This window comes from Pseudomonas sp. CGJS7, assembly GCF_036961695.1.
Genome location: NZ_JBAMDI010000014.1, coordinates 20,565 through 33,111 on the forward strand (window position 1 = coordinate 20,565; position 12,547 = coordinate 33,111).

Sequence of the window (12,547 nt, forward strand, 5' to 3'; positions counted from 1 at the left end):
TCAAAGGATAGGCGGTTTCGGCCCGACTTCGTTGGCGTCGGCCTTGTTCGCGACCACGTCGATCACCCGGCTCTTCTCGAAATACACGGTGAAGGCGGGGTAGACCCAGCGATTGATCTGCGGCCACTGCTTCTTCTGACCGCCGCGCGCTTCCAGGCGTTGGGTCGGCTCGCCGTAGCGGCCTTTGACCTGCTCCATGCTCTGGCCGCGCGTCGGCAGCAGGGCCTTGCCCTCCTGCTGCACGCGCTGGATCAACAAGGTCTCGGCCGACGCGGCTCCGGAAAGGGCGAGCAGGGCGAGCAGCGGTGCAACGGCAATGCGCAGTTTCATGGCAAATCCACCTCGTCAAAGGACGCGGGATTCTAGGCACAAGGTGACGCTCAGCGGCAGCGTGCGGCCGTCACGGTTCTGTGAAGACGGCCACGGCGAAGGCGGGGCGATGGGGTTTCAGGGCGGCCGGGAAGGCCGATAACGAAGAAAGCCGCCTCGCGGCGGCTTTCGACTTGAACCACGGGCGACGGGCGAGCGCCGCCGGGTTTCTTAGCGCTGACGCGCCTTGAAACGCGGGTTCGACTTGCAAATCACGAAGACCTTGCCGCGGCGGCGGACGACTTTGCAGTCGCGGTGACGGGCCTTCGCCGACTTCAGAGAGGACAGGACCTTCATGACAGACCTCGGCAAAAAATGGATGGAATGAAGCGGTGGAAAAGTTAGCCCGCGATTGTAGCGGACAAATCTTCGTCCGATCAAGTGCTTGCGTAGAAAAAATCCGGACGGCGGCGAAAGCGGTCGGCGCCTGGGCCTGAAAACGCGGCTCCGAAGCCTGGATTCGGCCCGGTTCGATCCGGCTCGAAAGGCGGGTCCGCGCTGGCCGGATGCGCGTCCCGGGCCGCGCCGATGCGCCGACGGCAGCATAAAGAATGGCCGGAGCCGCCGCCATCGGCCGCATAATAGCGCGCATGAATAGCGCATCTTCCACTAGCGGCACCGTTCCCGTCCTGACCATCGACGGGCCCTCCGGCTCGGGCAAGGGCACCATCAGCCGGCTGGTCGCCCAGCGACTGGGCTGGCATTACCTGGATTCCGGCGCCCTGTATCGGGCGGTCGGCGTGGCCGCGGGCTGGGCCGACCTGGATCTGGCCGACCCGGCCGCGCTGGTGCGCTGCGCCTTCGACACCCGGGTCGGCTTCCGCGACGACCCCTCCGGCGAGCTGCGAGTGCTGGTCAACGACCAGGACGCCACCGATGAGCTGCGCACCGAAACCGCCGGCGCGGCGGCCTCGGCGATCGCCGCGATCCCGGAAGTGCGGGCCGCGCTGAAGGACCGCCAGCGCGCCTTCCGCCAGCCGCCGGGGCTGGTCGCCGACGGCCGCGACATGGGTACGGTCATCTTCCCGGACGCCCCGTTCAAGGTCTTTCTGACCGCCAGCGCCGAGGAACGGGCGGAAAGACGGTATAAGCAGTTGAAAGACAAAGGGGTTTGCGTTACGTTAGACGGTCTGCTGCGGGGGATTCTTGCCCGCGACGCCCGTGACGCCCAGCGCGCGGTGGCTCCGCTGCGACCGGCTGAAGACGCCGTTCGCATCGACACCACCGGTCTTGGAATCGACACGGTAGTCGAACAGGTGCTGGCTTTGTTGCCTGCCCGCTGAACGACGCGTCGCGGCCGCATCCGCCGCGCATCCGCAATAGATGTACCGCAAGTGCGACACCTAAACCCCATCGCAATTCCGCGATGGATCAACCACAACACATGATGCGGCTGCATCGCATCACATAACGGGTGGGTCGACCACGTTCTGCTTGCGTTGCCACCACGGCAACGATGTCAAACGGTGCGATCCGTGTGTTCAACCGAGATATTCAATCCAATGACCGAATCATTTGCCGAACTGTTCGAACAAAGCCAGCAGTACCTGGCCAAGCTGAAGCCCGGCGCCATCGTCACCGGCGTCGTCGTGGAAGTCCGCGGCGACGTGGTGGTGATCAACGCCGGCCTGAAGTCCGAAGGCATCGTGCCGATCGAACAGTTCCGTAACGACGCCGGCGAGATCGACGTTGCCGAAGGCGACGAGGTCAAGGTCGCACTCGACTCGATCGAGAACGGCTTTGGCGAAACCGTGTTGTCGCGCGAGAAGGCCAAGCGCGCGATGGTGTGGGACGAGCTCGAAGAGGCGCTCGAAAAGAACGAGACCATCACCGGCCGCATCAGCGGCAAGGTCAAGGGTGGTTTCACCGTCGACATCAAGGATGTCCGCGGCTTCCTGCCGGGTTCGTTGGTGGACGTGCGCCCGGTGCGCGACTCCGCCTACCTGGAAGGCAAGGAACTCGAGTTCAAGCTGATCAAGCTGGACCGCAAGCGCAACAACATCGTCGTCTCCCGCCGCGCGGTGGTCGAGAGCGAGTACAGCGTCGAGCGCGAACAGCTGATGGAGAAGCTGCAGGAAGGCGCGATCCTCAAGGGCGTGGTCAAGAACCTCACCGATTACGGCGCGTTCGTCGACCTCGGCGGCATCGACGGCCTGCTGCACATCACCGACATGGCGTGGAAGCGCGTGCGTCACCCGTCGGAAGTGGTGGAAGTCGGTCAGGAACTCGACGTCCGCGTGCTCAAGTACGACCGCGAGCGCAACCGCGTCAGCCTCGGCCTCAAGCAGCTGGGCGAGGATCCGTGGGACAACATCGCCCGTCGCTACCCGGCCAACACCCGCGTGTTCGGCAAGGTCAGCAACGTCACCGATTACGGCGCGTTCGTCGAGATCGAGCCGGGCGTCGAAGGCCTGGTCCACGTGTCCGAAATGGATTGGACCAACAAGAACGTCAACCCGTCCAAGATCGTGCAGGTCGGCGATGAAGTTCAGGTCATGGTGCTCGACGTCGATGAAGAGCGTCGTCGTATCTCGCTGGGCATGAAGCAGGTCACCTCGAACCCGTGGGAGACCTTCGCGGCCATCCACAAGAAGGGCGACAAGGTCGAAGGCCAGATCAAGTCGATCACCGACTTCGGCATCTTCATCGGCCTGGACGGCGGCATCGACGGCCTGGTGCACCTGTCGGACATCAGCTGGAACACCACCGGCGAAGACATCGTGCGCAACTTCAAGAAGGGCGACACGCTGGAAGCCGTGGTGCTGGCCGTGGATCCGGAGCGCGAGCGCATCTCGCTCGGCGTCAAGCAGCTCGAGCAGGACCCGATGGGTCAGTACGTCGCTTCCAACGCCAAGGGCTCGATCGTCAAGGGCGTGGTCAAGGAAGTCGACGCCAAGGGCGCTACGGTCGAGCTGGCCGACGGCATCGAAGGCTACGTCGCTGCGCGCGACATCGCCAAGGAGCGCGTCGAGGACGCTTCGCAGTACCTGAAGGTCGGCCAGGAAGTCGAGGCCAAGATCATCGGTACCGACCGCAAGGGTCGCAGCATGCAGCTGTCGATCAAGGCCAAGGACGAAGCCGAGCAGCAAGAGGCGCTGGCGGACTACAACCGTCAGTCCGATGCCGCCACCGGCACCACCAGCCTCGGCGCGTTGCTGCGCGAGCGTCTGGGCGGCAAGTCCGAGTAATCGGTCAAGGCTCCAACGCGTTACGGCCCGGATTCGTCCGGGCCGGCACTACCCGCGTCGCGGTCCGGCCCAGCGCCGGCCGCGATGCGATACCGGGGCGTTCCGGCCAGTGGCCGGACGCCTTCGGTCTGCGGCAGGGGATCGCGGCGTTTGCGCGATGTCGCAGTCTTCTCAACGACCTTCATAAGGCCAGGCAACACTCCGCATGACCAAGTCCGAACTCATCGAGATCCTTTCGCAGCGTCAGGCCCATCTCAAGGGCGACGATGTGGATCTGGCGGTGAAGGCCTTGCTGGAAATGATGGGCGGTGCCCTGTCTGCCGGCGAGCGGATCGAGATTCGCGGTTTCGGCAGCTTCTCGCTGCACTACCGTCCGCCGCGCCTGGGCCGCAATCCCAAGACCGGCGAATCGGTCGCGCTGCCCGGCAAGCACGTGCCGCACTTTAAGCCCGGCAAGGAACTGCGCGAACGCGTCAGCGGCGTCACGCCGTTGGATGAGGAAGGCTGAGCGCCGGAACGCGAGTCCATAGCCGCGGGCGAAAGCCGCCGGCCCATGGTTCGCCCCGTCCGACCGCCTGCCGTCCGATAGCCTGCCGTCCAATAGCGTGTTGCGGCCGGCATGGCCCGATGCGGCGCCATCCGCGCTCGCTCCTTCGAGTTGCCCAAGGATTTCCGCGACCGTCGCGGTTCCAACCCGCGCACCTATACGCGGCGTCCATCCGCGTCCGTTAAGCTAGGCGCGACACGCACGAGATCGTGCACGACTGATCGGAATCCCACATGCGCGTGATCCGTCTTCTCATTGCCCTGGTCTGTCTGGCCGCGGGCGCGATTCTGGGCGCCCTCAACCGGCAACTGGTCAGCATCGACCTGGGCATCGGTTTCGTTCCGGCGACCTCGCTGGGGATCGCTCTGATCGTGGCCTTGCTGATCGGCGCGCTGATCGGCGGCCTGGCGATCAGCGCCAGCGTGGTGCTGCCCTTGCGCCGCCGTCTGGCCCGCGCCGAGCGCGCCGAACGCAGTAGCGCGGCCCCGCCGCCGACGCTGACCGGACCCGAGGTCTGAGCATGGAATTCATCAGCCAGTGGTTCTGGTTCTTCCTGTTGTTGCCGGTCGCCGCGGTCAGCGGCTGGGTGATCGGCCGTCGCGGCGGCGAGCGCCATAGCGACAATCAGGTCAGCCGCCTGTCCACCACCTATTTCCGCGGCTTGAACTATCTGCTCAACGAGCAGCCCGACAAGGCGATCGAGCTGTTCCTGCATATCGCCGAGCTGGACAAGGACACCTTCGAAACCCAGGTCGCGCTGGGCCATCTGTTCCGCCGCCGCGGCGAGGTGGATCGGGCGATCCGCCTGCATCAGGCGCTGGTGCAGCGTCCCGGCCTGAGCGATCAACAGAAAGTCCAGGCGTTGTTGGCGCTGGGCGAGGACTACATGCGCTCGGGCCTGCTCGATCGCGCCGAAACCGTGTTCAGCGATCTGGTCGCGCTCGACAACGCGCCGCTGGCGCTGCGTCATCTGATCGGCATCTACCAGTCCGAGCGCGATTGGGACAAGGCGATCGAGAACGCGCAGCGCTTCGAAGCCGCCACCGGCGAGCCGATGGGCAAGCTGATCGCCCAGTTCGAATGCGAACTCGCCGACCGCCATCGCGCCGCCGGCGACAGCGAGGCCGCGCGTGCGGCGGTCAAGCGCGCGTACGAGGCCGATACCAACTCGGTACGCGCGGGCATGCTCGAAGGCCGGATCGAAGTGGAGGCGGGCAACGACCCCGCGGCGATCCGCGCGTTCGAACGCGTCGCCCGCGCCGACCCGGACTATCTGCCCGAAGTGCTGCCGGCGTTGCTGAGCTGCTATGAGCGCAACGGCGACGCCACCGGCGCGCGCGCGTTCCTGGCCGAGATGTGCGAGCACTACCGCGGCATCGCCCCGGTGTTGGCCCTGACCCGGATGGTCGAAGCCGAAGACGGCGTGCCGGCCGCGCGCGCCTATCTGGCGCGCCAGCTCAAGGACCGCCCGTCGGTGCGCGGCGAGGCGGCTTTGATCGACCTGACCCTGGCCGAGAACGCCGATCCCCTGGCGACCCTGCACGACCTCAAGCACATCACCGATCAACTGCTGGTGCGCAATCCCAGCTACCGCTGCAACCGCTGCGGCTTCGGCGCGCGCAGCCACCATTGGCAATGCCCGAGCTGCAAGGAGTGGGGGTCGATCAAGCCGCTGCTCAACTACGCGGTGGTTTGAGCATGTGGGAGTGGATCGCGATCTATGCGGCGCTGGGCGCGGCGGGCACCTGGCTGGCGCGCGCCTACGCGTTGCGCAGCAAGATGATCGACCAGCCCGGCGAGCGCCGCAGCCACAGCGTGGCCACGCCGCGCGGCGGCGGCATCGCCATCGTCGCCGCGGTCTTGGTCGCCACCGTGGCGCTGGGGCTGCGGTTTCCGCAGCAGGCGTTTCTGGCCCTGGCGTTCGGGCTGGGGTTGCTGCTGATCGCGGCGATCGGCTGGATCGACGACCACCGGCCGCTGTCGGCATTGCTGCGCCTGGTCGTGCACATCCTCGCCGCGGCGATCCTGGCCGGGGCGATCTGGTCTTCGCGCGGCGACCCGTGGCTGGCCTTGGCGACCTTTGTGCTCGCGGTCGGGCTGACCAACGTCTGGAACTTCATGGACGGGATCAACGGCATGGCCGCTTCCCAGGCCGCCTTGGTCGCGCTGGGGCTGGCCTGGTTCGGCGGCCCGGTCTGGGGCTGGCTGGCGCTGGCCTTGATGGCGGCTTGCCTGGGCTTTTTGCCGTTCAATTTCCCGCGCGCGCGGATCTTCATGGGCGATGTGGGCAGCGGCGCGATCGGCTACGCCATCGCCGGCTTGAGCGCTTTGGTCGCCGGCGGCATGGGCGTCAACGCCTGGTTGCTGCTGATCCCGCTGGCCGCATTCATGGTCGATTCCAGCCTGACCCTGCTGCGGCGTATGCGGCGTGGCGAACGCTGGTGGACCCCGCACACCCAGCATGCCTATCAGGTGTGGTCCCGGCGCATCGGTCATGCGCGAGTCACTTTTGCCTATACCGTTTTCACGGCCCTGGCATTAGCCTCCTTGCACCTTGTGACCGAAGTCCGAATGGGTTTCATGCTGTGTATGGGGGCCGGATGGTATATATCCGGCGCTTTTTTTTGGTGGCTGATCCAACGGACCCAAGCGCCCGCCGAGGTTTCGGGCGCCGTTGACGGCTAGACGTACGAATCCACAGTGCTGGCAGACGAGGCAGGAATGAGCTCATTGCGTGATCGACTCAAGAGCGGACTGCCTCGCCTGGCGGTCGTCGCGCACGATCTCGCGATGGTCTGGCTGGTTTGGCAAGCCCTGCACAAGCTGCGTTTCGGCGTAGTCGCCACGCCGCCGGTGCTGCCGCTGTGGTCGACCGAAATCGCCCTGGTCCTGGTCGCGCAAGGTCTGGTGTTCTGGCAGGTCGGTCTGTACCGCGGCCTGTGGCGCTTCGCCGGCGTCCCGGATCTTTGGAACATCTTCAAAGCCTGCATGCTGGGTTTGTTCGCCATCGTGCTCGGCCTGTTCCTGTACAACCGCCTCGACCTGGTGCCGCGCACCGTGCTGGTGCTGTACCCGCTGGTGCTGATGGGCATGCTGGGCGCGCCGCGGCTGCTGTACCGGGCCTGGAAGGACAGCCGCATCGACAACGCCAACGCGGTCTCGGTGCGGATCCTGATTCTCGGCGCCGGCCGCGCCGGCGAGGCGCTGGTGCGCGATCTGCGCCGCTTCGGCACCTATCACCCGATCGGTTTCCTCGACGACGCCGCGCGCCTGCGCGGCAGCAAGGTGCAGGGCGTTCCGGTCCTGGGCCGGGTCGAGGACGTGGCCGAAATCGCCCGTGAAACCGCGGCCAAGCTGCTGGTGATCGCGATGCCCTCGGCCGACGCCAGCGCGATGCAGCGCGTGGTCATGGCCTGCGAGCGCACCGGGGTGACCTTCCGCATGGTGCCGCGCCTGCAGGACGTGCTGGAAGGCCGTTCGCTGCCGGGCGAGCTCAAGGAAGTGGCGATCGAAGACTTGCTCGGCCGCAAGCCGATCCTGCCCGACTGGAAGGCGATTCGCGGCTGGCTCGGTTCGCGCTCGGTATTGGTCACCGGCGCCGGCGGCTCGATCGGTTCCGAACTGTGCCGCCAGTGCGCCCGCCACGGCGCCGGCCGGATCGCGTTGATCGAAATCGACGAGCTCGCCCTGGTCACCACCGAGACCGCGCTGCGCCGCGACTTCCCCGACGTCGAGTTCATCCCGATCCTCGGCGACTGCGGCGACAAGGCGGTGATCGAGTACGCGCTGAAGGTCGCCGAGCCCGACGCGGCTTTCCATGCCGCCGCCTATAAACAAGTGCCGCTGCTGGAAGCGCAATTGCGTGAAGCGGTGCGCAACAACGTGCTGGCCACCGAGACCGTCGCGCGGGCCTGCCGCGCCGCGGGCGTGGGCACGTTCGTGCTGATCTCCACCGACAAGGCGGTCGATCCGGTCAATGTGCTGGGCGCGACCAAGCGTCTGGCCGAGATGACCTGCCAGTCGCTGGCCGACCAGCGCAAGACCCGCTTCGTCACCGTGCGTTTCGGCAACGTGCTCGATTCGGCCGGCAGCGTGGTGCCGCTGTTCCGCGAGCAGATCCGCAACGGCGGGCCGATCACCGTGACCGACCCGGAAGTCACCCGCTTCTTCATGACCATTCCGGAGGCTTGCCAGTTGATCCTGCAAGCCTCGGCCATCGGCACCCACGAGGCGATCTACACCCTCGACATGGGCGAACCGGTGCCGATCCGGCTGTTGGCCGAACAGATGATCCGCCTGGCCGGCAAGCAACCCGGCCGCGACGTGGCGATCGTCTACACCGGCCTGCGTCCGGGCGAGAAGCTGCACGAAACCCTGTTCCATGCCGACGAGCGCTATCGCCCGACGGTGCACCCCAAGATTCTGCAGGCCGAACCGCGCGACGTGTCCAGCAGCGCCCTGGAGCATTCGCTGGCGCAATTGCGCGAAGCCTCGGTGCGCTACGACCGCGATGCGCTCGGCGCCTTGCTGCGCATCGCGGTTCCGGAGTTCCAACCGGTTGGTGAACACCCCGACTACAAGGAATCGGCTACCGTGGTCGCGTTCCCCGCTCGTAATGCCAGGAAGATTTGATGGCTGCTCGTATTCGCAAGGCCGTTTTCCCCGTCGCAGGCCTCGGCACCCGGTTCCTTCCCGCGACCAAGACCGTGCCCAAGGAAATGCTGCCGATCATCGATCGGCCGCTGATCCAGTACGCGGTCGATGAAGCCATCGAAGCCGGTTGCGACACGCTGATCTTCATCACCAACCGCTACAAGCACGCGGTCGCCGATTATTTCGACAAAGCCTACGAGCTCGAACACAAACTCGAACGCTCCGGCAAGACCGAACAGCTCGAACTGATCCGTAACGTGTTGCCCGCGGGCGTGCGCGCCGTGTTCGTGACCCAGGCCGAAGCGCTGGGCCTGGGCCATGCGGTGCTGTGCGCCAAGGACGTCGTCGGCAACGAGCCGTTCGCGGTGTTGCTGCCCGACGACGTGATCTGGAACCGCGGCCCCGGCGCGCTCAAGCAGATGGCCGACGCGGCGCAGGCCAGCGGCGCCAGCGTGATCGCGGTGCAGGACGTGCCCAAGGAACAGACCGGCAGCTACGGCATCGTGGCGACCGAAAACTTCGATGCGCGTCAGGGCCGGATCAAGGCCATCGTCGAGAAACCCAAGCCCGAGATCGCGCCGAGCAATCTGGCCGTGGTCGGCCGCTACGTGCTCAATCCGAGCATTTTCGGCCTGCTGGAAACCACCACGCCCGGCGCCGGCGGCGAGATCCAGCTGACCGATGCCATCGCCACCTTGCTGCAACGCGAGACCGTCAACGCCTACCGCTTCCAGGGCACGCGTTTCGACTGCGGCACCCACATCGGCTTGATCGAAGCGACCATCCGTTACGCGCTCGATCACGAAAAGCTCAGCGATTCGGCGCGGCAGCTGATGCAGAACGCATTGAGCGAGCTGGGCGTGGAAGATCTGGCTTGACGGGCGATCGCCCGCTCAGGCCGCTCAGCTGAGCCAGACCCAGGCCAGCAACGCCGTCAGCGCAAAGCCCGCGGCGGCGTAGCAGGCCCAGCGGCCGAGGCGTTCGGTCCGCCGCGACCAATCCAGCGCGGCGCGTTCGCGCAATACCCGCACGTCGCGATAGGTTTTCCACGCGCGCGGCGGAAACCGTTGCTCCCGGCGCGCGGCACCGCCCAGACGCAGCAGGCTGCGGCCCCAAAGCAGCAACGGCGCCACCGGCGCAGACGACAGCCCGACCAGCGCCCAACGCAGCCAGCGCCGCGCCTGCACCGGGTCGCCGGCGCTGGCCTGGGCTTGCACGATTTGCAGCCACTCATGCAATTGCCACAGCCCGACCGCGCTCAGGCACAGCAGCGCCGACAACAGCCCAAGGCTGCGTCTGCGGTAGGCTAGGTCGGCGCGGTGGATTTCCATCGTCTGCGATCTCGGCAAGCACGCGGCGGTCCGCGTTGTATCCCGCGCCGCCGGCTGGCCGCCATCAAACCGTTCCGATCCGCCCATGTCCATACCCGCCGAAAACTATTACCGCGCCAGCCTCGAGCAAGACCGCCGATGGCCGGCGTTGGAGCGCGCGGCGCAGACCCGGGTGTGCGTGATCGGCGGCGGATTCGCCGGGCTCAATACCGCCCTGGGCCTGGCCGAGCGCGGCGTCGACGCGGTCACCCTGATCGAGGCGCAACGCATCGGCCACGGCGCGTCCGGACGCAACGGCGGTTTCGTATTCGGCGGGTTTTCGCGCGGCGAGGACGCGCTGCTGCGCGAACTCGGGCCGCAACGCGCGCGCGCCTTGTACGCGGGCACGCTGGATGCGGTCGAACTGATCCGTTCGCGCATCCACCGCCATGCCATCGCCTGCGATGCGACCGAAGCCGGTGTGATCTGGGCCAACTGGTTCGGCGACCCGGAGGTATTGCGTTCGCGCCAGCGCCTGCTGGCCGAACATTACGACACCCATTGGCAATGGTGGCCGCGCGAGCGGCTGCGCGAACGCGTGCGCAGCCAGCGTTACTTCGACGCTTTGTTCGAACCGCAGGCGTTCCATTTCCACCCGCTCAAGTACGCCCAGGGTCTGGCCGGCCTGGCGCAGGAGCGCGGCGTGCGCGTGCACGAGAGCACGCCCGCGATCGCGCTGGAACGCGCGGGTGCGGGTTGGCGGGTGCGCACACCGCACGGCGACATCCAGGCCGAGCAAGTGGTACTGGCATGCGGCGGCTACCTGGCCGGGCTGCGCCGCGAGGTCGACGCGGCGGTGATGCCGATCGCGACCTACGTCATGGTCACCGAGCCGCTGGGCGCGCGTCTGGACGAAGCGTTGCGCACGCGCGCGGCGGTTTACGACAGCCGTTTCGCCTTCGACTACTACCGCCCGCTGCCCGACACGCGGCTGCTGTGGGGCGGGCGCATCTCGGTGCGCGACCGTTCGCCGGCGCAGGTGCAGCGCGTGTTGTATCGCGACCTGCTCAAGGTCTTCCCGCAATTGGCCGGCGCGCGCGTGGACTACGCCTGGTCCGGGCTGATGAGTTATGCGCGGCACCAGATGCCGCAGATCGGACAGGTCGATCAGGGCCTGTGGCTGGCCCAGGCCTTCGGCGGTCACGGCGTGGCGCCGACCACCTTCGCCGGCGAAGTCCTGGCCGCGGCGATCGCGCAAGGCGACCTGCGCTGGCGCGAGTTGTCCGATTACGGGCTGGTTTCGGCGATGAAGCCGGCCGGTCTGCTGGCCGCCCAGTTGAGCTACAGCTGGGCGCAGTTCAAGGATTGGTGGAAGGACACGACAGAGGGATCCCGAACATGAGTCAAGAACCAACCGGCGCGGATGCCGCGGCGCCGCAGCACGCGCCGATCGCCTGGAGCGATTTCGAAAAAGTCGTGCTGTGCGCGGGCACGGTGGTGCAGGTGGAGGAATTTCCGCAGGCGCGCAAACCGGCGTGGAAACTGTGGGTGGATTTCGGCCCTTACGGCACCCGCAAGACCAGCGCGCAGATCCGTCATTTGTACTCGGCCGAGGAATTGCTCGGCCGACAGATCGTCGGCGTGATCAATTTTCCGCCCAAGCAGATCGGGCCGTTCGTCTCGGAGTTCTTGCTGACCGGGTTTCCGACCGAAGAGGGCGTGGTGGTCACCGCGATCGAGCGGGCAGTACCCAACGGCACCCGCCTGGCCTGAATCGGCGCGGCCACGGCTGCGCCTTGGCGGCACCGTCGAATGCCCCTTGTAGGAGCGGCGCAAGCCGCGACCGCGAAAACACGGCCGCCGCGACCCCATCCGCAAGCACCGGAAAACACCGCTTCATTAAGTAAATTTAATCCCCAAAACACGCTTTTATGCTGGATCGATTGCTAGCATCCCGCTGCGATCCTTGTTCCGGTCGCGTCCCAGGGAGATGTCCGCCATGCGCCGTAAGCTCGCCGTTTCGCTCGCCGCCGTCCTGTTGTCTCTGAGCCTGGGCGCGATCGCCGCGCCTCAACCCGCGCCCGCCACCCAGCCGACCACCGGCAAGACCGCACCCGCCGCCGCACCCGCCACCAAGGCCAGCGTTGCGCCGGCCAAGGCCGCTCCGGCCAAGGCCGCGACCGAGCGCTGCCGCGACGACAAGGGCAAATTCATCGCCTGCGCCAAGAAAGCCGAGACCAAGCGCTGCCGCGACGACAAGGGCAAGTTCACCGCCTGCCCGAAATAAGTTCGCAAGTTTCGTCGCGGCGCGTTCCGTTCCATTCGCCAAACCCCGCGGACGCGCGAGCGCCGCGAGGTCGACGACCCGCTCCGGCGGACGTTCATCGTCCGCCGGAGTTTTTTGTTCGCGCACACGCAAAGCGAATTCAGCCAGATCGTCGCTGCGTTCACCCAGCTCCGCGTAGCATGGCCGCGACGAA

General features: G+C 66.6%; 14 protein-coding genes. 11 read left to right on the forward strand and 3 right to left on the reverse strand.

Features of this window, described 5'->3' with window-relative positions; all coding sequences use genetic code 11:
- Together V7787_RS11155 and ykgO are read right to left on the reverse strand one after the other, a co-directional pair.
- Positions 1-330 (reverse strand): phosphodiesterase, encoded by a 330-nt coding sequence (locus V7787_RS11155; protein ID WP_336088089.1) that lies wholly within the window; start codon positions 328-330, stop codon positions 1-3.
- Positions 331-540: 210 nt separating this feature from the next.
- Positions 541-666, reverse strand: a complete 126-nt coding sequence (ykgO, locus tag V7787_RS11160; RefSeq protein WP_010342887.1) for a type B 50S ribosomal protein L36 — start codon at positions 664-666, stop codon at positions 541-543.
- Between the two features lie 293 nt (positions 667-959).
- On the opposite strand from ykgO, the gene cmk reads away from it, so the two are divergent.
- The 8 genes from cmk to galU all read left to right on the forward strand — a co-directional run bounded on the left by cmk (position 960) and on the right by galU (position 9,635).
- A complete protein-coding gene (gene cmk / locus V7787_RS11170; RefSeq protein WP_336088091.1) occupies positions 960-1,652 on the forward strand; it encodes a (d)CMP kinase in 693 nt (230 codons plus the stop codon).
- A gap of 219 nt (positions 1,653-1,871) precedes the next feature.
- On the forward strand, positions 1,872-3,557 hold the full coding sequence (gene rpsA / locus V7787_RS11175; RefSeq protein WP_336088092.1) for a 30S ribosomal protein S1: 1,686 nt from the start codon (positions 1,872-1,874) through the stop codon (positions 3,555-3,557).
- Positions 3,558-3,762: 205 nt separating this feature from the next.
- Positions 3,763-4,065 (forward strand): integration host factor subunit beta, encoded by a 303-nt coding sequence (locus V7787_RS11180; RefSeq protein WP_057947915.1) that lies wholly within the window; start codon positions 3,763-3,765, stop codon positions 4,063-4,065.
- 272 nt (positions 4,066-4,337) lie between these two features.
- A complete protein-coding gene (locus V7787_RS11185; protein ID WP_336088100.1) occupies positions 4,338-4,622 on the forward strand; it encodes a LapA family protein in 285 nt (94 codons plus the stop codon).
- Between the two features lie 2 nt (positions 4,623-4,624).
- Positions 4,625-5,800, forward strand: a complete 1,176-nt coding sequence (gene lapB / locus V7787_RS11190) for a lipopolysaccharide assembly protein LapB (protein WP_336088103.1) — start codon at positions 4,625-4,627, stop codon at positions 5,798-5,800.
- A gap of 2 nt (positions 5,801-5,802) precedes the next feature.
- Entirely contained in the window at positions 5,803-6,789 is a 987-nt protein-coding gene (locus V7787_RS11195) for an MraY family glycosyltransferase (protein WP_336088105.1), read from the forward strand.
- A 36-nt stretch (positions 6,790-6,825) separates the two neighbouring features.
- Positions 6,826-8,736: a polysaccharide biosynthesis protein gene (locus V7787_RS11200; protein ID WP_336088106.1), complete on the forward strand. Its 1,911-nt coding sequence runs from the start codon at positions 6,826-6,828 to the stop codon at positions 8,734-8,736.
- Positions 8,736-9,635 carry a UTP--glucose-1-phosphate uridylyltransferase GalU gene (gene galU / locus V7787_RS11205; protein WP_336088107.1) on the forward strand — a complete coding sequence of 300 codons (900 nt, stop codon included), beginning with the start codon at positions 8,736-8,738 and terminating at the stop codon, positions 9,633-9,635. Before V7787_RS11200 ends, galU begins: the two co-directional genes overlap by 1 nt.
- 24 nt (positions 9,636-9,659) lie before the next feature.
- Here the strand turns inward: galU and V7787_RS11210 are convergent, their stop codons facing one another.
- A complete protein-coding gene (locus tag V7787_RS11210; RefSeq protein WP_336088109.1) occupies positions 9,660-10,088 on the reverse strand; it encodes a hypothetical protein in 429 nt (142 codons plus the stop codon).
- Between the two features lie 85 nt (positions 10,089-10,173).
- Here V7787_RS11210 and V7787_RS11215 point away from each other — a divergent pair, with 85 nt between their 5' ends.
- The 3 genes from V7787_RS11215 (at position 10,174) to V7787_RS11225 (ending at position 12,354) form a co-directional block, all read left to right on the forward strand.
- Entirely contained in the window at positions 10,174-11,469 is a 1,296-nt protein-coding gene (locus V7787_RS11215; RefSeq protein WP_336088111.1) for an NAD(P)/FAD-dependent oxidoreductase, read from the forward strand.
- Positions 11,466-11,840: a tRNA-binding protein gene (locus tag V7787_RS11220; protein ID WP_336088113.1), complete on the forward strand. Its 375-nt coding sequence runs from the start codon at positions 11,466-11,468 to the stop codon at positions 11,838-11,840. The genes V7787_RS11215 and V7787_RS11220 overlap by 4 nt, the downstream gene beginning before the upstream one ends.
- A 226-nt stretch (positions 11,841-12,066) precedes the next feature.
- Positions 12,067-12,354, forward strand: a complete 288-nt coding sequence (locus V7787_RS11225; protein ID WP_336088115.1) for a hypothetical protein — start codon at positions 12,067-12,069, stop codon at positions 12,352-12,354.
- The last annotated feature ends 193 nt before the right edge of the window (positions 12,355-12,547 follow it).

Excerpts from the sequence above, each read along its gene's own strand:
- V7787_RS11155 (WP_336088089.1), bottom strand. The coding sequence starts at position 330 with ATGAAACTGCGCATTGCCGTTGCACCGCTGCTCGCCCTGCTCGCCCTT.
- ykgO (WP_010342887.1), bottom strand. The coding sequence starts at position 666 with ATGAAGGTCCTGTCCTCTCTGAAGTCGGCGAAGGCCCGTCACCGCGAC.
- cmk (WP_336088091.1), top strand. The coding sequence starts at position 960 with ATGAATAGCGCATCTTCCACTAGCGGCACCGTTCCCGTCCTGACCATC.
- rpsA (WP_336088092.1), top strand. The coding sequence starts at position 1,872 with ATGACCGAATCATTTGCCGAACTGTTCGAACAAAGCCAGCAGTACCTG.
- V7787_RS11180 (WP_057947915.1), top strand. The coding sequence starts at position 3,763 with ATGACCAAGTCCGAACTCATCGAGATCCTTTCGCAGCGTCAGGCCCAT.
- V7787_RS11185 (WP_336088100.1), top strand. The coding sequence starts at position 4,338 with ATGCGCGTGATCCGTCTTCTCATTGCCCTGGTCTGTCTGGCCGCGGGC.
- lapB (WP_336088103.1), top strand. The coding sequence starts at position 4,625 with ATGGAATTCATCAGCCAGTGGTTCTGGTTCTTCCTGTTGTTGCCGGTC.
- V7787_RS11195 (WP_336088105.1), top strand. The coding sequence starts at position 5,803 with ATGTGGGAGTGGATCGCGATCTATGCGGCGCTGGGCGCGGCGGGCACC.
- V7787_RS11200 (WP_336088106.1), top strand. The coding sequence starts at position 6,826 with ATGAGCTCATTGCGTGATCGACTCAAGAGCGGACTGCCTCGCCTGGCG.
- galU (WP_336088107.1), top strand. The coding sequence starts at position 8,736 with ATGGCTGCTCGTATTCGCAAGGCCGTTTTCCCCGTCGCAGGCCTCGGC.
- V7787_RS11210 (WP_336088109.1), bottom strand. The coding sequence starts at position 10,088 with ATGGAAATCCACCGCGCCGACCTAGCCTACCGCAGACGCAGCCTTGGG.
- V7787_RS11215 (WP_336088111.1), top strand. The coding sequence starts at position 10,174 with ATGTCCATACCCGCCGAAAACTATTACCGCGCCAGCCTCGAGCAAGAC.
- V7787_RS11220 (WP_336088113.1), top strand. The coding sequence starts at position 11,466 with ATGAGTCAAGAACCAACCGGCGCGGATGCCGCGGCGCCGCAGCACGCG.
- V7787_RS11225 (WP_336088115.1), top strand. The coding sequence starts at position 12,067 with ATGCGCCGTAAGCTCGCCGTTTCGCTCGCCGCCGTCCTGTTGTCTCTG.